This is a genomic window from Clostridium intestinale (assembly GCF_035905475.1).
Classification (GTDB): Bacteria; Bacillota; Clostridia; order Clostridiales; family Clostridiaceae; genus Clostridium_T; species Clostridium_T intestinale.
In genome coordinates, this window is sequence record NZ_CP121166.1 from 1521613 (window position 1) to 1544897 (window position 23285).

Annotated in this window: 30 protein-coding genes and 2 pseudogenes; 4 read left to right on the forward strand and 28 right to left on the reverse strand. The window is 30.5% G+C overall.

What is annotated here, in order from left to right:
* Positions 1–25: 25 nt before the first annotated feature.
* The 22 genes from P8F83_RS07930 to P8F83_RS08035 form a co-directional block, all read right to left on the reverse strand.
* On the reverse strand, positions 26–751 hold the full coding sequence (locus P8F83_RS07930) for a DUF4355 domain-containing protein (RefSeq protein WP_326514164.1): 726 nt from the start codon (positions 749–751) through the stop codon (positions 26–28).
* 104 nt (positions 752–855) lie between these two features.
* Positions 856–1344 carry a DUF2829 domain-containing protein gene (locus tag P8F83_RS07935; RefSeq protein WP_326514165.1) on the reverse strand — a complete coding sequence of 163 codons (489 nt, stop codon included), beginning with the start codon at positions 1342–1344 and terminating at the stop codon, positions 856–858.
* 156 nt (positions 1345–1500) lie between these two features.
* Positions 1501–1743 carry a hypothetical protein gene (locus P8F83_RS07940; RefSeq protein ID WP_326514166.1) on the reverse strand — a complete coding sequence of 81 codons (243 nt, stop codon included), beginning with the start codon at positions 1741–1743 and terminating at the stop codon, positions 1501–1503.
* Between the two features lie 98 nt (positions 1744–1841).
* A complete protein-coding gene (locus P8F83_RS07945; RefSeq protein WP_326514167.1) occupies positions 1842–2921 on the reverse strand; it encodes a minor capsid protein in 1080 nt (359 codons plus the stop codon).
* Entirely contained in the window at positions 2911–4296 is a 1386-nt protein-coding gene (locus P8F83_RS07950; protein WP_326514168.1) for a phage portal protein, read from the reverse strand. The genes P8F83_RS07945 and P8F83_RS07950 overlap by 11 nt, the downstream gene beginning before the upstream one ends.
* Positions 4297–4300: 4 nt before the next feature.
* On the reverse strand, positions 4301–5581 hold the full coding sequence (locus P8F83_RS07955; protein ID WP_326514169.1) for a PBSX family phage terminase large subunit: 1281 nt from the start codon (positions 5579–5581) through the stop codon (positions 4301–4303).
* The gene (terS, locus tag P8F83_RS07960; protein ID WP_073021890.1) at positions 5574–6293 is read right to left on the reverse strand and encodes a phage terminase small subunit; all 720 of its coding nucleotides are present in this window, start codon (positions 6291–6293) and stop codon (positions 5574–5576) included. Before terS ends, P8F83_RS07955 begins: the two co-directional genes overlap by 8 nt.
* A gap of 41 nt (positions 6294–6334) precedes the next feature.
* Complete coding sequence (locus P8F83_RS07965) at positions 6335–6949, reverse strand: recombinase family protein (RefSeq protein ID WP_326514170.1); 615 nt, start codon at positions 6947–6949, stop codon at positions 6335–6337.
* Between the two features lie 568 nt (positions 6950–7517).
* Positions 7518–8144, reverse strand: coding sequence for a tyrosine-type recombinase/integrase (locus P8F83_RS07970; protein WP_326514171.1), 627 nt, complete (start codon positions 8142–8144; stop codon positions 7518–7520).
* A gap of 10 nt (positions 8145–8154) precedes the next feature.
* Entirely contained in the window at positions 8155–8361 is a 207-nt protein-coding gene (locus P8F83_RS07975; protein WP_326514172.1) for a hypothetical protein, read from the reverse strand.
* 73 nt (positions 8362–8434) lie between these two features.
* Positions 8435–9463 carry an Ig-like domain-containing protein gene (locus P8F83_RS07980; RefSeq protein WP_326514173.1) on the reverse strand — a complete coding sequence of 343 codons (1029 nt, stop codon included), beginning with the start codon at positions 9461–9463 and terminating at the stop codon, positions 8435–8437.
* 500 nt (positions 9464–9963) lie between these two features.
* Positions 9964–11361 (reverse strand): Ig-like domain-containing protein, encoded by a 1398-nt coding sequence (locus P8F83_RS07985; protein ID WP_326514174.1) that lies wholly within the window; start codon positions 11359–11361, stop codon positions 9964–9966.
* Between the two features lie 17 nt (positions 11362–11378).
* Positions 11379–12410, reverse strand: coding sequence for an Ig-like domain-containing protein (locus P8F83_RS07990; RefSeq protein ID WP_326514175.1), 1032 nt, complete (start codon positions 12408–12410; stop codon positions 11379–11381).
* A gap of 364 nt (positions 12411–12774) precedes the next feature.
* Positions 12775–13239, reverse strand: coding sequence for a sigma factor-like helix-turn-helix DNA-binding protein (locus P8F83_RS07995; protein WP_326514176.1), 465 nt, complete (start codon positions 13237–13239; stop codon positions 12775–12777).
* Between the two features lie 100 nt (positions 13240–13339).
* Positions 13340–13582 carry a hypothetical protein gene (locus P8F83_RS08000; protein ID WP_326514177.1) on the reverse strand — a complete coding sequence of 81 codons (243 nt, stop codon included), beginning with the start codon at positions 13580–13582 and terminating at the stop codon, positions 13340–13342.
* 26 nt (positions 13583–13608) lie between these two features.
* Complete coding sequence (locus P8F83_RS08005) at positions 13609–14265, reverse strand: DUF998 domain-containing protein (RefSeq protein ID WP_326514178.1); 657 nt, start codon at positions 14263–14265, stop codon at positions 13609–13611.
* A gap of 122 nt (positions 14266–14387) precedes the next feature.
* Positions 14388–14627: an AbrB/MazE/SpoVT family DNA-binding domain-containing protein gene (locus P8F83_RS08010; RefSeq protein ID WP_326514179.1), complete on the reverse strand. Its 240-nt coding sequence runs from the start codon at positions 14625–14627 to the stop codon at positions 14388–14390.
* A gap of 2 nt (positions 14628–14629) precedes the next feature.
* Positions 14630–14755, reverse strand: coding sequence for a hypothetical protein (locus P8F83_RS08015; RefSeq protein WP_326514180.1), 126 nt, complete (start codon positions 14753–14755; stop codon positions 14630–14632).
* Positions 14740–14937: an aspartyl-phosphate phosphatase Spo0E family protein gene (locus P8F83_RS08020; protein WP_326514181.1), complete on the reverse strand. Its 198-nt coding sequence runs from the start codon at positions 14935–14937 to the stop codon at positions 14740–14742. The genes P8F83_RS08015 and P8F83_RS08020 overlap by 16 nt, the downstream gene beginning before the upstream one ends.
* Positions 14938–15019: 82 nt before the next feature.
* Complete coding sequence (locus P8F83_RS08025; protein ID WP_326514182.1) at positions 15020–15253, reverse strand: hypothetical protein; 234 nt, start codon at positions 15251–15253, stop codon at positions 15020–15022.
* Between the two features lie 12 nt (positions 15254–15265).
* Positions 15266–15646: a single-stranded DNA-binding protein gene (locus tag P8F83_RS08030; RefSeq protein WP_326514183.1), complete on the reverse strand. Its 381-nt coding sequence runs from the start codon at positions 15644–15646 to the stop codon at positions 15266–15268.
* A complete protein-coding gene (locus P8F83_RS08035) occupies positions 15639–16739 on the reverse strand; it encodes a hypothetical protein (RefSeq protein WP_326514184.1) in 1101 nt (366 codons plus the stop codon). The genes P8F83_RS08030 and P8F83_RS08035 overlap by 8 nt, the downstream gene beginning before the upstream one ends.
* A gap of 511 nt (positions 16740–17250) precedes the next feature.
* Here P8F83_RS08035 and P8F83_RS23560 point away from each other — a divergent pair.
* Positions 17251–17505: pseudogene (locus P8F83_RS23560) on the forward strand (hypothetical protein); the annotation flags it as partial.
* Here the strand turns inward: P8F83_RS23560 and P8F83_RS23565 are convergent.
* Positions 17463–17906: pseudogene (locus P8F83_RS23565) on the reverse strand (GTP pyrophosphokinase); the annotation flags it as partial. The pseudogenes P8F83_RS23560 and P8F83_RS23565 sit on opposite strands and share 43 nt — an antisense overlap.
* A gap of 649 nt (positions 17907–18555) precedes the next feature.
* On the opposite strand from P8F83_RS23565, the gene P8F83_RS08045 reads away from it, so the two are divergent.
* On the forward strand, positions 18556–18873 hold the full coding sequence (locus P8F83_RS08045; protein ID WP_326514186.1) for a hypothetical protein: 318 nt from the start codon (positions 18556–18558) through the stop codon (positions 18871–18873).
* A gap of 127 nt (positions 18874–19000) precedes the next feature.
* On the opposite strand, the gene P8F83_RS08050 is transcribed toward P8F83_RS08045, so the two are convergent.
* The 5 genes from P8F83_RS08050 to P8F83_RS08070 all read right to left on the reverse strand — a co-directional run bounded on the left by P8F83_RS08050 (position 19001) and on the right by P8F83_RS08070 (position 22131).
* The gene (locus P8F83_RS08050; RefSeq protein ID WP_326514187.1) at positions 19001–19996 is read right to left on the reverse strand and encodes a ParB/RepB/Spo0J family partition protein; all 996 of its coding nucleotides are present in this window, start codon (positions 19994–19996) and stop codon (positions 19001–19003) included.
* Positions 19980–20729 (reverse strand): ParA family protein, encoded by a 750-nt coding sequence (locus tag P8F83_RS08055; RefSeq protein WP_326514188.1) that lies wholly within the window; start codon positions 20727–20729, stop codon positions 19980–19982. Before P8F83_RS08055 ends, P8F83_RS08050 begins: the two co-directional genes overlap by 17 nt.
* 236 nt (positions 20730–20965) lie before the next feature.
* On the reverse strand, positions 20966–21157 hold the full coding sequence (locus P8F83_RS08060; RefSeq protein ID WP_021801668.1) for a hypothetical protein: 192 nt from the start codon (positions 21155–21157) through the stop codon (positions 20966–20968).
* A gap of 80 nt (positions 21158–21237) precedes the next feature.
* Complete coding sequence (locus P8F83_RS08065) at positions 21238–21699, reverse strand: helix-turn-helix domain-containing protein (protein WP_326514189.1); 462 nt, start codon at positions 21697–21699, stop codon at positions 21238–21240.
* 219 nt (positions 21700–21918) lie between these two features.
* Positions 21919–22131: a hypothetical protein gene (locus P8F83_RS08070; protein ID WP_181600534.1), complete on the reverse strand. Its 213-nt coding sequence runs from the start codon at positions 22129–22131 to the stop codon at positions 21919–21921.
* Between the two features lie 152 nt (positions 22132–22283).
* Here P8F83_RS08070 and P8F83_RS08075 point away from each other — a divergent pair, with 152 nt between their 5' ends.
* Together P8F83_RS08075 and P8F83_RS08080 are read left to right on the forward strand one after the other, a co-directional pair.
* Positions 22284–22652: a helix-turn-helix domain-containing protein gene (locus P8F83_RS08075; protein ID WP_326514190.1), complete on the forward strand. Its 369-nt coding sequence runs from the start codon at positions 22284–22286 to the stop codon at positions 22650–22652.
* A gap of 116 nt (positions 22653–22768) precedes the next feature.
* Entirely contained in the window at positions 22769–23224 is a 456-nt protein-coding gene (locus P8F83_RS08080; protein ID WP_326514191.1) for a hypothetical protein, read from the forward strand.
* Positions 23225–23285: the final 61 nt, after the last annotated feature.

Consider the following 23285-nt stretch of genomic DNA (forward strand, 5'->3'; position numbering starts at 1 on the left):
ATTCCTTCTTTCTTATAAATATTTTTTATTGTCCTCTCATGGCCCTTGCTATTTGAGCTTCAAGTGTATTTTCAGTTCCTAAACCAGCCTTAGGAGGTTTACCACCTCTTAACTTGTCATTTACAGCTTTCTCTACCGCTTGTTGCCAAGACCCTTGAGCTTTAACCCAAGCTTTTTCAATTGCTTCAATTGATTTTTGACAAGACTCAGCACTTTCATAATGAAGTACTTCCACTAGTTCTATTGGTAAGTTTTTATCTGCTAAGGTTTCAGCTGAAGTAATTTTTAGTTCTCTAGTTGTGATTTCTTTTTCTCTTTTAGCTAAATTATCATTTAACTCAGCTACTCTTTTTTCCTCTGCATCCTTAGCCTTTTGAGCTTCATATTTAGCCTTTTCATTAGCTGTCATAGCTGCTAACTTTTCGGCTTCTGTTTTTGCTTCTTCTAGCTTTTGATTGTATTCTGTTTCCCATTTAGTCTTGGCAGTTTCAAGGGCCTTAGATACTCTCTTATCAAACTCACTTTGATATTTCTTATCTTTTAATACATCATCAAAGGTTTGATCACTACCATCTTTACCATCACCAGCTCCATCTCCACCTTCGCCAGTACCAGTTGAAGTATCACCTTCACCTGTTCCTGCTGCTCCTGCTCCTCCATCACCAGTATCTGGTGCCATAAATCTCCTTGAATAAGGATTACTTAAGACTCCAAAAAGTTGTAGATTCATAATTAATTTTCTTCTTTTCATAACTTCCTCCTTACCCCTAATGTTCAATGCCCACTAGGTTTAATTATTTTTAAACAGTTTATCGTCTTATTTAGGACAAAAGAAAAAAGTCTTAAAAGTAAGACTTAATCAACAAAAGTATAATCTTCAGCAAGTATATCTGTTTGACTCGCTAACCAAGGGACAAATTTATTATCAGCTGTCTTCATACCTATCCAAGGTAGTAGTCCTTCGCAAGGCTCCTCAACAATTGATAACCCAACATCATAATAGCCATTAGGAACTAATTTTAAATGCATCCCTTTTCCATTCCAACCGCTTCTGGCAACTTTTAATCCTCTCTTTAAATACTTAATAGCTTCACCAAAATTAAAAGTTGCTGTTCCACCTAAAACAGGAGTACTACCAGCATCAGCTATAATCCACTCATCGCTTAATATATTTTGTAATGTGTACTCCACTACTTGTGTTTCTCTTATGTCAACTTTCTTACCATCCTTACAATGCATTATTATAGTTTCTTTTTGATTATCCCAAAACCAATATCCTGCCCATGATGGCAATTTAATACCAAGTCCATCTTTCATTAACTTAAAAGCTTTGTCAAAATTCATTTATATATCCTCCCTTTTCATGTCGCTAAACATTGATTTACCGACACAAATTAATATTTATGATACTTTTCAACTTGTTTTTATAAGATTTTCTGCATAAAAATAATAAATACACAATCAAATTGCATATTTATTCTAATTTTTATTGAATATTATTCAACAAGGAACTAATTTTATATTCTTATGCTTTTTCTGTTCTTCATTTATAGCTTTTATCAGTTCCTTACCATCTATATTTATAGATACTTCACTAGTCTTTTTCATTTCTTCTAGTTCTCTTTTCATACCTTCAGTAACTTCTGCCAAACTGTCGTTTTGTTTTTTAACATGATAATTTATATAGATGTCATATACACTTGAAGCAATAACTATTAAAGCAGCAATATTGATTAAAATCACTTATTTCTCACCTCCTTGGAATATCATCATTCATAATCAATTACTCCCTTATTTTTGGATATAATAAAAGCACCTACTCATTTTCTAAGTAAGTGCTTCTATTTATCATGAATTTTCTTTTCTAACATCTTTGTTTGCTCTTTACCATACTTTTTTACAACAAACTTATCATACCATTCTTTATAATTCATGTTGCCAGGTATTATATAAGTTTTTCCTGTCACTGGATCTCGAGCTCTTCTCTTCAGTCTTTCTATATTTTCAAAATAGGCTCTTGTGGTACTTCTGCAATATGGATGTAATGGAGGAAGATTTACACCAACTTTAGCCTTATCAACTCTTATTATCTTTCCATCCATTTCTCTACATTCATCAGATGTTCTTAAGTCTAAGGTTGCTACATATATGTATCTTTCTATGCCTAGCTCTTTATAGCTTTCTAGTTCAGCTGCATTTACAATATAAGTAGTTTCAGTTCTTATTAATCTTTCTGCAGCAAACTTACCATAGTCGGTTAATTCCCTTAGTTCAGCTGCCATTCTCCTTGAACTCTTACCAGCCATAAGTCCACTAGTTATTACTTCTTCTAACTTCTCCACTAATACATCTGTATTATGCCATATACGCCTAGAGTAATGTTTACCACTCCATTTATTCTTTAATATCTCTTGAATTGTTTGTACAGGCATTTGAGCAACATTAAAGCCTACTCCTATGCCTTTCTGAACATCAAATATATTCCTATGATATGACTTACTTGCGGTATCTGTATATAGCTGAGTGCTTGTATTAATCTCAACATCAGCTGCTAATTTTGTATTAATATAAATGCTTTCTTTTATAGCTTCAAGCCTTGTTATTCTTGCTTTATAGGCTTTAGCATTAAGTTGAGACATTAAATACTTCTTTAGATCCTCATCCTGGATTCCTTTAATTTTTAATCTAATAGAATCTAATTCTTTTTGAGAAACTCTAGTATTTAACAAATCCATAGCTTCAGATTGAGTTAAGCCACCATCTAATACAAACTTATTAAATATCTTCTCTATATCCTTATTTATATCTTTAATAGCCTTATCATAAGCAAGATTGATTTTATATATAGTTTCATCAGACGATTTATGATATTCAGCCATTCTTTCATTAGCTCTATTTTCCCAATAGGTATTACTCTTCATCTACCTCACCATCTTTTTTGATATCTTTAAAGTCATATGATCCAAAAGACTTTTGATGTTGCTCAATCTTTTTCTCATTCTCTTTATCAAGGTTTTCTCTTTCCTTATCTACATCAAGCTCTTCATCAAACCTTTTAACCCTAGTTTCCCAACTTATGAATCCTTCTGTCATTTCAGCTATCCTAGCAAGTAATTCATCATCTACTGGTAAGCTACGTTTCATAGTGATATCTATATTGTTAGAATCTATATTTTTAGCTTTAATATTCTCTATATTACTCATAAGCTTTAACCTTTGCCTTAGTCCTTTTTTAAAGTATCTTTCCTTTATTTTACCTAACTGCTCAAAGGCTAGAAGCTTGTACTTCATAGCTACACCACTTGCATTACCTACAAAGTTTTCATCAGTTAAACAAGGAACTTTTGAAAACTCGTGAATATCATCCTTAAGGCTTTTCTTTAAAACTTCTATTTCAGTTTCATTTAGACTTTTAACTAACCACTTGGCATCTCCACCTGGATCAAGTTCTAAAATTTTAAGTTCTTTTAATAATTTTCCTGTCTTGATCTTTTCCTCTTCATCATCACCTAGAGTTGCTCCTATAACTGCCAAAAGAGCATCAACCATCTGCTCTTTATCATTTACTCTATCTGATTGTAAAAGGTTATATGCATCTATTAGCGTTATTACTCCTTCAAAGTCACCTTTGCTTTTCTTATTATTTTGATACTCTATAAATGGTATCTCTCCAAAATAGTGTTCATTTAAATCAATTTCCTTTGGAGTTTTGCTACTTAAATCTTGAAAGAAGTAATGATATATTTCCGTATCAGTATATATGTGAACATCATACCCTGTTTTCTTATCATCAATATCCTTTTTTTCAAAATAAGTAACTGCAAACATAGGTTTATGCTTTACTGTACTATCTACAACTAAAAATCCATTGAATGGACTTACTACAGCTAGATCTGGATATGGTACTTCATCATCATTCATATATAAAAGCTCATTGCCTAATCCAAAAATACTAATATCTATTGCTAACTCATTATTGTGTGAATCTTCATCTATATCTGTAAATATATCATTCAATGCTTCTGAATCATCTCCAGAGTAACTTATTGGAGTTCCAAATACATACCCTACTCCCATATCAGTTATATACTCAGCATGATTACAAACTAATTTATTGTTAGGTAGTGCATTACTTGATAATGTTCTTCTTTTAATATCATGTTCACCATCATAATAATCATTTAGTTTCTTATATCTAGTAATCAAATCTTGATGATTATCCAAACATTTAACCAATAACTCTATTGGTACAGAACCATCTTCGTTTAAGAGCTCTCTGTCTTTTATAATTGCCATTTTATCACCTCAATCCTATTTTCGCTTTACTACTAACCTTAATCTTCTTACTATTAATTTCATCTTCCATTCCATATCTAGCAGCATCAATAGTGTGGTTATTCTTATCAGGATATTCACCTTTTAAGTTTCCATTCTTATCTTTCTCTATTTCATATTCCATGAACTCTCTTTTTGTATTAGGGCATTTAACAGGATCTATTATTATTTCTTCTATTTCTTCAGATAAATATTTAAGACCATGTTCAACTGAATCTGGTCCTTTCTTAGCTCCTATAATATTTAACCCTAACTTCTTGAATTCATTTATTGTTCTTGGCTCTGTATCTGATGTTACTCTTTTATTTAAGGGGTTCAGCTTCTTAATTGCTTCAACAGCTTTACTATTACTTAACTGAACTTTATATATCTCACCAAAGATATAGAGCTTCTTTCTTGTTTTATCATAATGCATCAATAAATAAGCTAGTGGATCAGCTGCATAACCAAAGTCTAATCCATTCTTTAATCTATCAAATACTTTTATTTCATCATCTGTTATTTCTCTAATGGTTAAGTTTCTAAATACTTCTCCACCAGTACCAGTTACAGCTCCTAAATAATCATGTTCATACTTAGTGGGATTAACTTTCTTCATGTGTTCAGCTTCAATTATGAATTGTTCTCCTAGCCATTCTCTTGGTACACTTCTATAATCACTATGATGGACATATTTATCTTCTCTAGCCTCAAGAACTTCTTGATTACACCAATTCCTCTGTGACTCTGGAGGGTTGAATGAATAGAATACAAAAAACTTAGGGCCACCTCTCATTAGTGATTGGTTTATAGTGTCTATTTTAGGTTTTCCTTCAAACTCATCTACTTCTTCATACCATATGTATTTAATATATCCTTTAGGAACTTTAGTAGATTTAACTTTCTTAGGATTATCTGCACCTTTAAATCTTATAACTTGTCCAGTAGGCTTATATGTTATAGTTAGCTTAGATTCTGGTACATGCCACTCATCACTTACACCTAAAATATCTATTGCCCACTTAATTTGATCTCTTACCGATTCAGATAATGTATCTTTTACCCTTCTCAGTATAAGAGCGTTTGACATTATCCCTTGCTCTGCATCTTTCATTATATTAAGAACTATTTCAATAGATATCCATGAGGATTTAGTGCTACCCCTTCCACCTTTAAGCCAATAATGTGTATGTAGTCCTCTCTTTAGGTCGTTATGAAGCGCATAGAAACTAGATGCAATTATTGATTTAAGTCTTACTTTAATCATCTATATCATCTACAATAACTACATTACTTGAAGAACCTTCTGTATTTCCTAGTTTTGCTTTCAATACTTCAATACGTGCTTTTTGTTCTTCTGTAGCTAAATCCCAATTCTTATGAAGCATTTCATCATACTGCTTTATCATGTTGCTTAATGTTCTCATAGCATCTGACTGTGCCCTTAAGAATGTTGCTTGTCTATCCCATGCGAATTGAAATTCATATTCAAACTCTTCTTCAGATTCATTACTTGAAGTTTTTTCTGTGCTTCTATCTTTAGTTTTTACTTTTGATTTCTTAAGCTCTTTTATCATTTCACTTTTACTTTTAACATGCATTATCTTTTGCGACCTTATTATAGCAGCATATTTCATTTTTATATTATTCCATAGTATTTCTAATGGACTCATTTCTTCTATAGCTTCAAAAATATCATATGCTTGCTTAGGAAGATATTTAGAGTAGAACCCATGTTTATATCTGTTTTGATTCTTCTCAGGAGCTCCACCTTTATTTCCTAGTGCATTCTTATTCCCTTTAGGTGCACCAGCTCTCCCTTTAAGTTTATATTTCCATGTGTCCTGACTTCTCCATGAGTTTATATTACTTACCTTTTCATTTAATAAATCAGCTATTTCCTTTGAAGATATTCTTCCACCATGCTCTTTATATATTTCAAAAGCTTTATCTCTGTTTGGACTTCGTACTCTACTCATATTAATTACCTCCACAATAAAAGGTGTCCATCCTGGACACCTTACTTATAATTCTTTTCTTCGTATCTTTTTATATATTTATATAATGTTGTTCTACTCTTCAATTTAAGAAGGCTAGTAAATTGTATTGCCGTAATTTTATTATCTTTCCATTGTTTATATAACTTTTCGAATCCTTCTGGCAATTCAGCTTGTGGTCTACCTTTATACTTACCCTCTTTTTTAGCAAGCTCTATTCCTTCCCTTTGTCTGCTTCTTATTTTATTTCTTTCTTCTTCTGCAATAGCTCCAAGAACCTCAATTAAAATATTATTAATCATTTCAAACACCCACTCACTACCTTCAGGGAAATCCATTAATGTAGTTGGTATATTTAAAATTTTAACCCTAACTTTCTTTTCTTTGTAGTAATCAAGTTCATCTTTTATACTTTCTTTATTTCTTCCAAGTCTATCAAGTTCTTTTATTATTAATGTGTCGCCCTGCCTTAATAGCTTTTTAAGTTCCTGGTATTGTTCTCTATTAAAATCTTTTCCACTTTCTTTATCCATATAGATATTCTCATCTTTTAACTCATTGCAAAAATCTTTAAGAGCTTTCACTTGTCTATTTTCATTTTGTTCTTTAGTTGAAACTCTTACATATCCAAAAATCATAATCTCACCCCTAATTATATTATAAGTGTTCATTTTAAGTATGTAAAATTCACTGAACACTTTTGAAGGCTATTTGATTAGATTTTAGTATGTTTATCTATTAATTTCTTTATTTATTTCATGTACTCTTTAGAGTTTACCCAAAATGAACATATGAAAAGTGTCCATAACGGACATCTTTTTCCTTTTATTTCATTATCTTATTTTAAACTATAACTTTTCTCCCAGAGCTTTGATGTTTAAACGCATATAAGGCACTGATTGAGTTAATCCTCTTCAAAATAACTATAACTTTTGATTTTTTAGGTTTCAATTAAGTCCTCCAGAACCCTTATTAGAGCCCTCCTGGTGACCTAAAAAAATCCGCCAAAAGCAATGATTTCATAAAACTGGTTCTATCCATTGATATGACTAACTTTAAAGCACTTTTTTAATTTATCTTTAAATCGGTAATAAGCTATAGGATTACGGATATCATTTTTTATATACATATAATAGTAGGAATTTTTTATTTTCTCTTTGAATCTGCATACCCCACTTTTTTACCGATTATAAGGTCAAAAAAAAATTAAAGCTTGTCATCAGCTAAAGCAGCTGCATCATCTTTAATCTCATTATCTAATCCTAAATACCTCTTAGTTGTTTCAATATTCATATGCCCTAAAGCTATTCTTACATATTCTAAATCTCTTTTAGCCTCCCACAATCTACTTGCATAGGTCTTTCTCATACTATGGCCACTTATATTCTTAAGTCCTAAACTCTTACCAACAGCATTTAAGATTTCAGAATATGATTTAGCTGAGATGTGTTCATTCTTATTTGAGGGGAAAGCATATTCAGATTTACTTTTGCCTTTGATATATTCCCTTAATAACTTTCTTAGATTTGGTTTAATCATAACTTCTCTTGGTGGTGGTCTTTTCTTTTTAGAGTTAGGATAATTCTTTATGTGAGTTTCCCAAGCTTTGTATTGCTTCTTCTCCTGGATCATAAATCTCTCATCCTCAAGAGATTCTTTAATCTGACCTATAGTTAAATCCACTATATCTTGCGTTCTATATCCAGTAGCAACACCTATATAAAACATCATAAGATTCCTATCTGGATATTCCTTACTCATTTCTTCTAGTTTATATTTAAACCTATTATAGCTTCTCTCTGGTATAGAATTAGCTGGAACCTTTCTTGGCACATCATCTCACCTACCTTTGCCTTATGGCTCCTTTTTCTCTTTTGTAGCTCCTAGACTTCATACATTCATTTATTCCCTCAAAAGGATCATAAAATAATGTCATGTTTTCACATGACCTACTATCAATACACTTCTTACATTCAATAGGAGACTTAGCACATATCACTTTATCTCCATGAAATTTGACGTTTAAATTAAGTTTTCTTTTCGTTGACATTTACTAAGCCTCCTTGATTTAGGATATAAAAAAAGACACCCAATAACTTGAGTGCCTATCTATAATTATTTAATTAATTACTTACTGTGTATGTTCTAACTTCATATGAAGATATCTTATCAAATACAACATACTCTTTTACTTCTTTGTAAGGTTGAATCTTCTTATTGAATCCAAACTTAGGTTGTCCTTTACCATTGCTGCTATCAAACCAGTTAGTGAAAGCTTCTATTTCACTATTAGGTAAATCATATTCTTTAGTTTGACCATTAGTCATTGTTATAGCTAATATACCTCTATCATTACTAGGTTGAACTACTGTTACATCACAAGTTGCAGTTAAATTAGTTCCATCAGTTGTTTTAGCTGTTATTGTTACATTACCAGCCTTTATTGCTGTAACTTTTCCATTTTCATCAACTGTAGCTACTGTTTCATCACTTGATGCCCATATAACTTTCTTATTTTCTGCATTGTCTGGCTTTACTGTCGCTATCAAGTCTTCAGTTTGTCCTATGTTTAAACTTAAAGAAGTTTTATTTAATGATATTTCATTTATAACAACTGTTGATGCATCTATCAAATATCCTGTTTCATCTATATCTATTGCATCAAAAGTAAAGTAAGATAGCATATTAGTTGTTATCTCAACAATATGATTTCCTGTTTCTAAACCAGTTTTCTCAAAGCATAAACGTTGCCCAAGAGGGGTTCCATAAGTTGCATAATTGCCAACATTAATCCCATCTATACTTACATTAAAAACTTGTGAACTTGATCTATTTGAATTTCTATCTGTTATCAATCTTAATTTCGAACCATAAAACTTAAAACGTATTTTGGCATTAGAATCAGTTACATTATAATTCATTGTAGAATTGTATTCTACTGAGTTATTCTCTATCTGCCATCCATTTCCTGAATATATTATTTTACTGTCAGTATCATCATATCTTCTCCAACCAGCTTCTGGAGATTTTAATTGTTGTCCAACTGTTGCAGCTGAAACTCTATCTCCTTGTATCCAAGTTAAAGAGAATATAGTTGCTAATATTACTACTAAACTAAATGCGATAAATTTCTTTTTTGATTGTATTTTCATTATTGTGTCCCCCTCAAATTTAATCTACTTGTATTATATCTTGTACTATTTTGTAAATTCAAGGATTTATTTACTACATTTTCCCACATATTATTTTACTTTTTATAATATAAGTAAATTTTGTAAGAATACTTTATATTGCTATTAAAATAGATAACAAAAAGCAGCCTCCCAACAGCAGCTGCTCTATTAAAAGGGAGAACTAAATAATGAAAAACTTAATTTCAACTTATGAATTTATTATATAAACATTATGTGTCTCTTATGTGTCATGACAATAAATATTATGTTAACAACTATTAATTTACTTTAATAAAATAAAGCACCTACCCACTTATAGATGCTTTTAAGGAATCAACTTATCATCACATTTTAAATGATATCACAAAGAAATGAAACTATTCTACATACTAAAGTGATATTATTCTGCTACTTTTATGATACTTACTTAATATCATTAGTTTTAAGTATAAAAAAGAGCCTAAAAAGACTCTCTTCAATTAGTTATTTGGTTCATATTTATCATTTTTAATCATTTGCTCTGCTATTTCTGCTAAGTCAGCATCATCAATAACCCCATTAGATATTACATCAGCATCATACTTAGTTTTGTCAGTATCAGCCACATTTTTTCCGTAGTAATATGCATCAATACCCAGATCAATTAATGTAAAATCTCCTGTTCTATTGACATCAGCAAATATCTCAAACTCTTTCTCTCCGCAATTCTCTTCTAATATGTCTTTTTCAAGAGCTTCATTATCAGATATACGTGTTTTTAATACATCTATTTTACCTTTGCCACTTGCTTTAGTTTTAAACTTAAGTTTTACCACTGCTTTATCTTCATTTATTCCATTTTCCTCACCTAAACTAGCAACTATAAATCTAAGTTTTCCATTATCAGTATCTTTTATTTCTTTAAATACTTTTAGTCCTTCTATATCTTCATAGCCTACATATTCAAACAAATCTTTGTCATATGCTACAGTAAAGTCTTCTGCATAAATATTTTTAACATTATGTAGAACTATATCTGTAGTAAATTCACTGTTAAGCGCTAGTTTATCTTTTTCTGACTCTACAGTTACACTCTCATTATTTGTAATTACATTAACAGCACAAGTTGCAGTTAAGTTTGTTCCATCTGCTGTTTTAGCTGTAATAGTAACACTACCTTCTTTTATAGCAGTAACTTTTCCATTCTCATCTACTGTAGCTATGCTTTCATCACTTGATGACCATGTAACACTTTTATTGTCTGCATTATCTGGTTTTAAAGTAGCTATTAAGCCTTCTACTTGTCCAACATTTAAACTTAAAGATGTTTTATTTAATGATATTTCGTTTGCAGCAACTGTTGATGCATCAACTAAATATCCCTCTGAATTTACATCTATTGCATCAAACATCATTTCCTCAGTTGCTGTCATTTCTATAGTATGTACTCCAAGTTCCAAATCAGTTTTTTCATATACAAGAACTCTTCTCGTTGTACTTACAGTAAGATTATCTGTAAAATTACTAAAAGTTCCTGACTCAACTCCATCTATACTTATCAAGTTGTTTTTTCCAGAATTATTCCATCTGGTTGCTATTATCCTAAATTTAGTCCCATAAAACTTAATTATTATTTTATCTCCTTGCAAACTTAGATGTCTAGTTCCATTATAATCATGACTAGTATCCTTTATTCTTCCATCATTAGTTTCTATATATTTAATTTTACTATCTGTATCATCAAATCTTTGCCATCCAGCTTCTGGATTAAATAACTGTTGACCTACTGTTGTAGCGAAAGCATTACTCCCTTGTACCCAGATTAAAGAAAATATAGTTGTCAATATTACTACTAAACTAAATGTGATAAATTTCTTTTTTGATTTTATTTTCATCATTATGTCCTCCTAAAATACTAATTGCTTATTGTATATGATCTAACTTCATATGAAGATATTTTATCAAATACTACATACTCTTTTACTTCTTTATATGGTTGAATCTTCTTATTGAATCCAAACTTAGGTTGTCCTTTACCATTGCTGCTATCAAACCAGTTAGTGAAAGCTTCTATTTCACTATTAGGTAAATCATATTCTTTAGTTTGACCATTAGTCATTGTTATAGCTAAGATAGCTCTATCATTACTAGGTTGAACAACTGTTACAGTACAAGTCGCAGTTAAATTAGTTCCATCAGTTGTTTTAGCTGTTATTGTAATATTACCTGGCTTAATAGCCATAACTTTTCCATTCTCATCAACTGTAGCTATGCTTTCATCACTTGATGTCCATGTAACATTTTTAATAGATACATTATCTGGTTTTATACTTGCTATTAAATCTTCAGTTTGTCCCATATTTAAACTTAATGATGTTTTATTTAATGATATTTCATTAGCTAATACAGCTGAAGAATCTATCAAGTACCCATTTTCATCTATATCTATTGCATCCCATGCAGAAGAATTTCTATTCTCGCTAAAATTCTCTGAGTTATAAACCTCTACCATATGTCTTCCTTCTGCTAATCCTGTTTTTTCAAATACTAAATATTGTCCGTCTATTAATGAACTGTTATATGTACTAAAATCATAAATATCATTATCTATTTTTATATATTGCTTTACTCTATCCGATGTATAATTTCCTATTATTCTTAATTTAGTCCCATAAAAATCAAATTTTACAGATGCTATTTTATTGTGAGTATATCTATTTGCACCTTTATATCTACCTGAATAAGTTGCTAATGTCCAATTTCCTGTATATTTAAAATTACTATCAGTATCATCAAATCTCTGCCATCCAGCTTCCGGCGCTGTTAATTGTTGTCCAACTGTAGCAGCTGAAGCATTACTTCCTTGAATCCATGTCAAAGAGAATATTGTTGCTAATATTACTACTAAACTAAATGCGATAAATTTCTTTTTTGATTGTATTTTCATTATTACGTCCCCCTCAAAATTAATCTGTTTATATTATATATTGTATGTTTTTGTAATTTCAAGGATTTATTTACTACAATTTCCCACATATTATTTTACTTTTTATAATTTAAGTAAATTTTGCACATATAATTATACTCACATTAAAATGGACAGCAAAAAAGCAGCCACCTAACAGTGACTACTCTATAAAAAGGAAACAAATAATGAAAAAAACTTATGGTCATCTTATGATTTTATTATATTATTTCTATGTGTCATCGCAATAAACATTCTGTTAACAACTATTTATTACTCTTAAAAATAAAAGCACCTACCCACTCATAGATGCTTTTAAGGAACTTGAATATTATAAGTACTAAAGTTATATTATTTTTCTACTTAATTCATTCTTACCTGGATAAACTATTGTAATCATCTTATCAATAGCTTTATCTCTTAATCTTCTTACCCAGGCTTCACTAAGATCCATCTGCTTGGCTACAAAACACCAGGACTTATTTCTATACTTCAGATATTTAAAGTAAATAACATCTCTCTCATTATCACTTAAAACATTTAGAGCATTATCTATTCTTTCTTTTCTTATTTCATTTGATCTTTTAAGTTCTCTTAATCTTGTTAGTTTCTCATCCTTGCTTAAGACTTCATTTTCTGTTGGTCTATTTATTTTATATGTATGACTAGACTTTTCCCCCATACTTATTGATGATATACCCACATAATCATTTTCTAGTTCCTCAATGTCTAGTTCTAAATTCTTTATTGAGTTTTCTAAATCAATATAATCATTTAACATTCCTTCTATTAACTTTCCTTGGCTTATCAAATTTCTTCCTCCTTAATCACATCTATGTTATAATATATGTAACTAAATGAGGTTTAAAGAGAGCTTATATGTCTGGAAACTTGCAGCTCTCTTTTTTTGTTTAATTAAAATTGTTTATTCCCCATACATAACCTTCTCTTTGAGTTATCTTACCTTCTAGGGATAAATGCATTAGCAGCATAAAGACTTCTTCACAGCTTCTTTTTAAAATTCTAGACATTTCTTTTATGCCTGTACCATAATCCCAAAGCCTTATAGCTCTATCTATTTCTTTTGAATACCAACAAAAATCCATATTAGGCAAGATGGTTACTAGCTTATCAGTATTCCTTTTTCCTTTCATTTTTACCTCATTTCTAATCTATTTAATTACAATGTTATTCTGTATTTATTATTTCTTGCTAAGAAAAATGATAGTATAAAAATCATTAGTTGCACTGTAAAAATATTTATACGCTCTATTAATCCTAAAATAGGAATAGAGTTTGATATAATAATTCCTGTAGAAGCTCCCGAAATTGTGATTATACATCCACATACGATAACAAATGACCCTAGCTTTCTCATATTTTCTATTTTTCTAAAGCCTGTCCCAATAAGAAATGTTGAGCCAATAGTTGAAATTACAACTATTACAGTTACAATAATATGCATTAGATTTTGAAATGTCATTCCTGCATTTGTCTCATCAAGTGGAAATAATGAATATCCAAGAAATGATGAAATCTCCATTATAATTAACAAAATCATACCTATCTTAGAAGGCATATTTGCATATTTTTTTATGCTTAAATATAAAGTAATAGCAAAAACTATTGTTAATATTCCATATATACTAGTAAAAATCCTAAGAAGTTCAGCATTTGGAGCTCCTTCTCCAGTTAAATCACTAATTGGCTGCTTTATAGAAGAATATTCTCCCCACATATTGGCCCCTAAGAATACATGAAAAATATATACTATGGAACTTAACATTCCACATATAATTCCGATTTTTTGAACCAACTTTGTTTTGTAATTTATCATATTTAAGTGACCTCTCATTTCATAGTTAAATTACCTAATTATATCATATAACGAGTAACCAAAATATATTTCCTAATGCCACACTATTCATTTTTTCCAAAGATCCAATAAAACCATATAAGCTACTCCCCAATCCCTTTTATACAATCCTCACAAACATATTTCCCTTTAAAGCTTTGTCCACCGTTTATGTGACCGCAGATAGTGCAGCCTGGATTATATTTTCTTAGGATCATTGTTTTATCTTCAGTGAATACCTCAAGTGAGTCTGCAATGTCTATATTCATTACTGTTCTTAGCTCCTTTGGTATTACTATTCTTCCGAGCTCGTCCACTTTTCTTACCATTCCTGTGCTTTTCATAATTATCCTCCTAAAATTTCTTCTTCTATTTCTTCTTTTTTCAAGTCTTTGCTTTCATGGCAGTTATGACATTCTGCACTACATACAACCTCATAACCTTTGATAATGTCTTTTACTTCGTTGCACATGCATTGAAAGACTTGGCAGTATTTAATATACATAATCTTCTCCTTTGCTCTATAAGTATCAGCTTATCAAGCTCTATACTTTTAGTTAATACCCTATTATCACTAATTCCATACATATCCATAGCTTTATGTAAACTTCTTCGCTTTCTCTCTATTATCGATAGTACTTTTCTCATCTTCATTCTCCTCCCCTAATGTTAACTGATATTTAATTATCTATATTGTATATTTCTTTTCTTAAAGTAAACTAAAGTTTTTGTTAATTTATTTCACTAAATTCTTAAAGTGTCCGTCACGGACGTTTTTTGATTCTTGCTGCTTTTTATCTAAAATTTCTTTGGTTAATTGCTTATATCTTAAAGTGGCGAGATAGTTTATCTTTTCACCTTTGTACTGAGTAACTAACTGCATTTCGTCTGCGTGATGATAAAGTTTATCTGCATGGTCGTAGAACTTGGATATAACATCAAACTCTTTATCACTTAAAACTACTGACATTTAACCCCTCCCCTAAAATGGTATATCACCATCATCTGTTGGAGTCATATCATCAAAACTTGGTATAGATTCTTGTTTTCTATAGCTTAAAAAACTGACTTCATTTGCAACTACTTCAGTGACATATCTCTTAGTACCGTCTTTCCCATCATAAGATCTTGTTTGAATTCTCCCACTAATAGCCATCAAGCTGCCTTTGGTCATATAGTTAGCTGTGTTCTCAGCCTGTTTACCCCATATAGTCACTGAAATAAAATCAGCTTCTCTCTTACCTGTTGATGAATTAAACTTGTCTACTGCTAGTGTTACTGTGGTTACAGCTGTTCCATTACCTGGTGTAAACTTAAGCTCTGGATCTTTTGTCAATCTCCCTATAAGAACTACTTTATTCATCTTTATCCTCCTCATCATCCCAGCCTAATAACTTTTTCTCTAAGGCATCATAGTCATATTGACGGCCAGTGAAATTGTCAAACCTTAACTTGCCCTTATTAGAGCTTTGATAGTTTGTATTATTACTTGGGTTCACGATTTGAGTCTTTGATTTATTATCGTAGTTACCCTCAAGAATTTTTATATAGTTAGACTCTTTTAATACCCAATCAAAACCACAATTTGACCATTTTCCATCCCTACCAGATAGAAAATCACTAGATTCAACCTTTGAGAATAGCTCTGCAATCTTTTCAAGGCTTTTAAGTTTTCTATAAAGAGCTTTCATAGACTTATCACGAGCTTTTGACCTAGCCTTAACTTTAGGTAAGGACTTACAGATAGCATTATACTGAGCTATAATTTCTTCATATGGAACTTTGCTTGTATCATTTGGGGATGAAGTCTCAGATGTTTCATCTGAGGAAGTGTCTTGCACACTATATATATTATTTATATTTTCTTTTATATTTTTATTTTCATTTTTATTTTCCCCACGTATCGTAGTACGTGCCGTAGGAATGGCTTGATTTCGCCCTTTGTTATTTTCTTCCACATTTGCGATTTTACTTGATTCTTCTGTTGACGTATCGTGGTACGTGTCGTCATAGGTGCCGTAGTACGTACCGTATTCTTTTAAGCATTCAATGATGAATAACTTTAATTTTTCATTCTTCACTCCATCAAGTACATATAAGACGAGATATTTATCATCTATAGTTTTTAATTCGGACTTTATACAACATTCAATAGGTAGTCCACCATTAACTAGGTTATATTTACCCCAATTTTTTATAGCCACCTCACCAGTATCTTTGTTATATTTAATCAGCTTATAATTGTACTCAAAGCGTTCTAGTAACGATGTAGTAGCTTCTATACTATACCCAAGCTCAAAGGCTAAAACCTTCCTAGGGATTCTGTAAACTCCTATTTGTTTTGTATGTGAATTAGTCAAAAGATAAAGCCAAAATAACTTATCTTCTGGTGTAAATCTTTCTATAACTTTTGTATCATTCCAAAAATCTGTATAAACATATCTAAATTTAGCCATAATTTCATCCCTCTCTTCTGTAAAATCTTAAAAATATAACTTTATATATTCTTATAAATATAACAATATAACTTTATATATTGATAAGAATATATAGTATTCATGCGGGTTTACAGCATTTTAATGCAAAAAAACACCGTAAATTCATTTCTGAATAATACGGTGTTTAACTGTTTATATATCTCCACTTTTTAAAATTTCTTTATATTTCTCTTCAACATCATCTAAAGGCAATCCACTCTTAGGATATGATTCTAAACACAGCCCTAAAATCGCTCTAACAATTCCCTCATGATTCCATAGCAATTCATCATCAGTATCATTTTCATCTTCTTCCATAGAAAGAAGAATGGGCTTTGTTTTATTATAAAATTCTCCTAACATTTGAATACTAACTCCGTAAGAATGTAATTCATTAAGCAAATCTCCTACATCATCAATACACATTTCACCTCTTTCAGGAAAATTGAAATTCAAAAAAGCACACAAATTCTCTGCATTTAATTTCAAATTACTAATTTCTTCGCTCCTCAATCTTAATAATTCAACATTTCCTTCTCTATATTGGTTAATATCATTTTTTAAAGCTTCAAACTGCTCATCAGCCTCTTCTAGTTTTGCACTTAAAAAGGAAAATCTTCTTTTGAACTCCTTTGGTATATCCTCATCTTTTTTGTACTCAAGTTTATGTTCTATTTCAGCCCAAGTATGCATTAAATTTGTTCTTACTTGTATTTCAGCTTTTAAGTCCTTTAAATCTCTATAGTTAGGGATTTTAAGCCAATCTTCTTTAACTTTTATAATAAAATGATGTGACCTATATCCAAACTGATCATGATTTAATAACTCTTCTTTATCCTGGGATTCTAAAACCTCAAATTCTCTATTAATTATTTCACATATTTTTTCAATATCACTTCTATAATAGCAAATTATCCTTATGCCACATATGTCTTCTATTTGCACAAATGGATTGTCATAATTTTTTCTACTAATTTTTTCATAAAATGAATCAACATCTTTTACTCTACTAATTACAGATAGATAACTGATTTTTTCTTCCTCTAATAAAATTTTCAAGGCTTGTTCTAGATTCATACGTAATTTTTCATAATTATTTCTTACTTTAATATACTTTTCTTTAATTCTTTTATTAAATATTCTCATATATTCCCTCACAGTCTAACCCAATCATGGAAATTATAGCATATTTTCCATATTAAAACAATTAACTGTAAACACCGTATTATTCACTTTTCAAAGAACCCTGTTACAAGCTCACTCTCCCTAGCTTCAGTCATATATCATAACCTTTATCTTTATGGATTGTGAGTTATGTTTTTTCTTATTTCCTGTATTTCTGTTTAACTGGTTTTCTGGTTAAATGGTTAACTTCTTATCCAGTTAACTGGTTTTCTGGTTATCTTCTTATCTGGTTAACTTCTTATCTGGCTAATCGTCTATTAAACTTCATAAAATGTGCGTATTTAAGTTACTTCAACTCTTTTTCCATACATTTCTAGTATAAATATAGCTCCATAGAGAAACCTATTATTGAATACCTTGCTTATAAGAATTGTATCTTGATTTGAAATTTTCTCCTTGGTACAATTCAGTTAAGGCAAAATGTTTTTTAATTTCCACGCATTTAACCCTTTCAATAGTTTAATCTGTTTCTTTACTCAAAAGGTGAATCATATTTGTTGATGTTTAGGCTTCTTCAGATATGATTCTTTTATGTTCTTAAGATTTTTTCCAATTTATGAATATTTAACTTTTCTTATCCTCACAATAACTATGAAAGGTGGTTATGCATATGAGGAAATTTACAAGTACTTTTTTAATTCTTCTGTTCTTATTCTTAATTCCATATAAAGCTAACGCAGTTCCAAGTAAAAATACCTTTAAAGAAGGGGTTTATAAAGTATCTGATTTTAATTTTTCGGAAGGCAATCTTTACTATATTCAAAATATATCTGAAAAAGGTACTATATTTTTGCAGATTTATGATGAAAATCAGGTAGTACAACAAGCCATACGCCTACTGCCTAAATCACAAAAATTCAATTTAATATCATTAAAACCAGAGCACAGAATTGTGATTATAGGTGATGGAGAAGCCTATATATCTTAAAAAGTACTAATAAGCATCTTTAGGAACTACTTTAATATTTACTATTTTAGAATCATATTTGTTGAAGCTTAGGCTTCTTCAGATATGATTCTTTTTAATTTTAATTTTGCCCTGCGGGTAAAGGGGCTTAATCTTCTTCACAACTTTCTATCCCTGGTATCTCATATACCAACCCATCCGAATACTCGCTATCTCTCAACGTCATTCTCATTAAGTCAAAGGCATCAAATTGACCTTTTACTTCATAGTCAAATTCAGTCCATTTCTGACCTTCCTTTGGCAGCATAGCCTTTAATGTTTTTACTCTTTCATCACAAAGCACTTCTACTATTTTTAGCTGCTCTTTATCTTTAAAGATGAACTTATCCGATTTAGGTTTCTTTTCTTTAGCTTTAGGTTCTGGATAAATCTCTTTTAGCAGTTCTCTATCTCGCTTTCTTTCCACTGGCTGCTTAATTCCTTCTATGAGGATGTTGATTTCTTCTTTTGATTCTTTAGGATCTAATTCCTTAATTTGTTTAGCTATTTGCTTTTGTTCTTCTGGTTCTAGGTTTGATACTACTTCTGCTTGGGACAGAGTTATCTTGTCTTTATCTAAGTCCTCTTTAAGTTCCTCATCAAGCTTCTTATCAATCTTCATGTATCTGCCTATTTGAGTACCTGATAGTCCCATAGCTTCTCCTATAAGGTCTCTAGTTTTACCCTTAAGGTCACCTATTGTTCTTTCACTTTTATAAAGTCTTTCTAATCTTCTTACCCCTTTCATCTTTTCTGTAGGGGTCAATTCTCTTGTTTCTTTATTTGTAATTATCAAAATAATCTCAGCCTGTTCATCATTAATATTTTTTAAAACATTGCATTTTGCTTCTGCTTCTCCTAATTGCTTTAAAGCTGTATATCTCCTATGCCCTGCTAGTATTTCAAAATATCCTGTGTTCATTTCTCTAACCACCAAGTTTTGTAATAACCCTTGTTTTTTAATAGACTCTGCCAATTCATCAATATTTCTAATTCCATAAAAGTTCTTAGTTGAGGGTATAAGCTTATCTAAGCTTATACTCCTCTCCTTAGAAACCTCATCTTCCTTATTAATCTTATTAGCTATATCATCTAGCCAAGACATCTAAAATCTCCTCTGTAAGTTTTCTATAGTCTCTTGATGAAGCAGCTTTTCTATCTAAATAAACAACAGGTTTTTGTTCAAAGGTACTTTTAGTTAAAGATACATTCTCTCTGATTGTTTGGTTAAGTATCCTATTTCCTAAGACTTCTCTAAGCTCTTTCTTCTTTTGCTTATTCAAGGTAGTAGCTCTATCCATAGTTATAAATATTCCTGCCATCTTAACTTCTGGATTGTATAGCTTGCCTATCTGATCTACTGTACTTAAAAGATATGAAAGCCCATCAGCTGAAAACTGGTCTATCTTCATAGGTACAAATACATGAGTACTAGCTATCAATGTATTTAAAGTACAATTATTTAAAGATGGTGGACAATCTATTAAAATGTAGTCAAAGTTATCTTTAATACCAGTTATCCAATTTGTAAGCATAAACTCAACAATCCCATCTGGAGCTGTACCTTGAATACCTAGAAGCTTCATGTTAGAAGGCATTAAATACAAGTTCTCATAATCAGTCTTTACATAGTCACCTTTTCCATTAGCTAAAATACTGTATACTGAATTTTGTGTATTTCCTTCCCTGCCTAAGTACCTAGTTGCATTGGCTTGAGAATCCGTGTCTATAATTAATGTTCTGTAACCTTTGTTAGCCAAAACAGCTCCAATATTAACTACAGAGCTTGTTTTACCTACTCCACCTTTTATGTTTAAAAAACTAACGATTTTAGTCATAACCCTACTCCTCCTAAAAATTCTTTCCTACAAAAGCAACCCTTTTATTGCCATGATTATCTGTCCAAACAATTCTCTCTAACTTAATTTTTTTCATTTTTTACGCTCCCTCACTTTACATATTTCAATATAAAAGTTATAATGGAGCTACGATGTTGGTAGCATCGTAGCAAAATACTCGTATGTGTAATAAACTCTTTTATAAGGGTTTATTTTTTTATGTTCTATATAATAAATCACCCATTAGTTGACTCCTCTTTTATCTGCTTCTTAAGCATTTCTATGACAAGTCTTATCTCTTCGTCAGTGTGTTTAGTCTTTAATCCCATGAGTACTCCTCTGGCTTTTGCTTCTTCAAATTTTCTTATGCCTTCTTCTGTAGTTGGATAATTAACTTCAACTTTAAACTTTGTTCTTAACTTCCCCATGTAAATCCCTCCTTTTTTCCATCTTATGAAACTCATTATTAATAAGTTACTTACCTTACTTTTATATAAATTGAAGTTAACTACGCTAAATTTACTAAATATTTCTCAGCCCAAAGCTTTAACTCGTTAGCTGCTTGACTGACTTTATCAAAATAATTAACCACTTCTTTTAATCTTGGTAGTTCATCTTCTGTTATTACACCGTCTTCTGTTACATCAAGCAATGTGCCTTTTACGCTTTCAACTTTTCTTAAAATACTTATCATTTGTAAAGTTACTATCTCTAAGGACTTAATTTCTAATTGCTTTATCTTTTTATGTATCCCTATTGGGCATTCCTTGGAACAATAGTAATCCAATAACTCAGGCGAATTATATTTTCTAGCCATTATTGCAACTATCTCATATGGAACCCTTGTTTTTTTGTTCTCATAGTCCGATATAGATCTTTCACTAACTCCTAATATCTCAGAAGCTTTAGCTTGGGTTAAACCTGCATTCTCTCTGCAAGTTTTATAGTAATTTACGCAAGTTTCATTCATTCCTTTTATACCTCTCGACATTTATAATTAAATTATGTTAATCACATCTAAATACATATAAATTTCATTCTTGCAGAGTTCCCACTTACTCTGCTCTTTTCTTTAAGTTAAATTCAAACTCATGCAACTTAAAACTTTGTTAGTGCTAATCCATAATTTTAAGATTTTCAAGAAATATTTTAAAATATAAATCTCAGCACCATTTCTTTGAAGAAACACTTATCTTAAAAAAATAAAATCCTCGAATTTATACTTTTTTGAATTACAAAATAACATAAAATTAGCAATAAATTTTTCCCCAGCATTGGATCTTCCAGTTAAAATTCTATAAACTGTAGTTGAATTTACGTTGATTTCAGTAGCAAACGCCTTATAATTCCCACTAAAGTCTTCATTTATAACTGTAGAAAGTTTATTTATGTTAAACTTCATTTTTAACCACCCCCATTTCTTAAAAGCGTTTCTTTAATGCAATTATAGCACTAGCATTTCTTTTGTGCAACACTTTTTTTTGTAAAATATTGCATTATTGTTGCGTTAGTGCAATAACAAAAATATACTATTTATAGTGAGGTGATTTGCAGGTGGATAATGAACTAATAAAGCTTTTAAAACTAGCTCAAGGTGATAGGACTTTAAATGCGTTCGCAAGACATTCTGATGTAAGTGCGGGCAACCTATCTAGGATAATGAATGGACAAAAACCTACTCCAGAAGTATTAAAAAAATTATCCCTAAAAGCTCATAATGGGATTAGATATGAAGATTTGATGATGGCGGCTGGATATATTGAAGATAATGAAATACTGTCAATAAAAGAAAAGGATGATGGAGAATATACCATAGCATTACATAACTCTGATGGTTATGATGCTGATCTTCCACCTGAAGCTATAAAAGAACTTAAAGAGTATATAGAGTTTTTAAAACATAAGTATGGGAAAAGTAACTAATGATAAATTTAGTCCTTAGATTTTTTATTAACACAATCTATTATTTTAAAACAAAACCTCATATAAAATTTTTCGATAAATACGAAAAACATGTCAATTTATATGAGGATTCTATTGTGAATTTTAGAACTAATGCACGTGAATCAAGAAACATTGATGAAAAAATAGAGTTTTATAAAAAAACAATTGACTCATATTACGATTTCAAAGAATTCTGTATATCAAAAGGCTCGAGAGGTAAAAAGTATTTTTCAATACGGTGGCAACATCGCCATAATAGCAAAAGCCCTGATTTTGATTATATAGATATTGTTAAACAAGAACTAGACCATATACTATTAAACTATGAAAATCTTAAGTTCCAGTATGAATTTGAAAAAAATGCAAAAGAAATTCTACTTGATTTTATTAAAAAAAATCCTGGAATAATTCAAAAAGATATTTATTCTTTTTTTGATGTACGTCTAAAATCTATCATTCAATATACTTTATATTTATTAGATAAAGAATATAAAGTAGAAAGAATAAGAAAAGGTACTAGCTATATACTTAACACAAAAGGGTGTCCATAACGGACACTTTTTTAAGGAGTGCTTTTAATGAAACTTTGTATATCCTTTTTAAAAGAAAAAC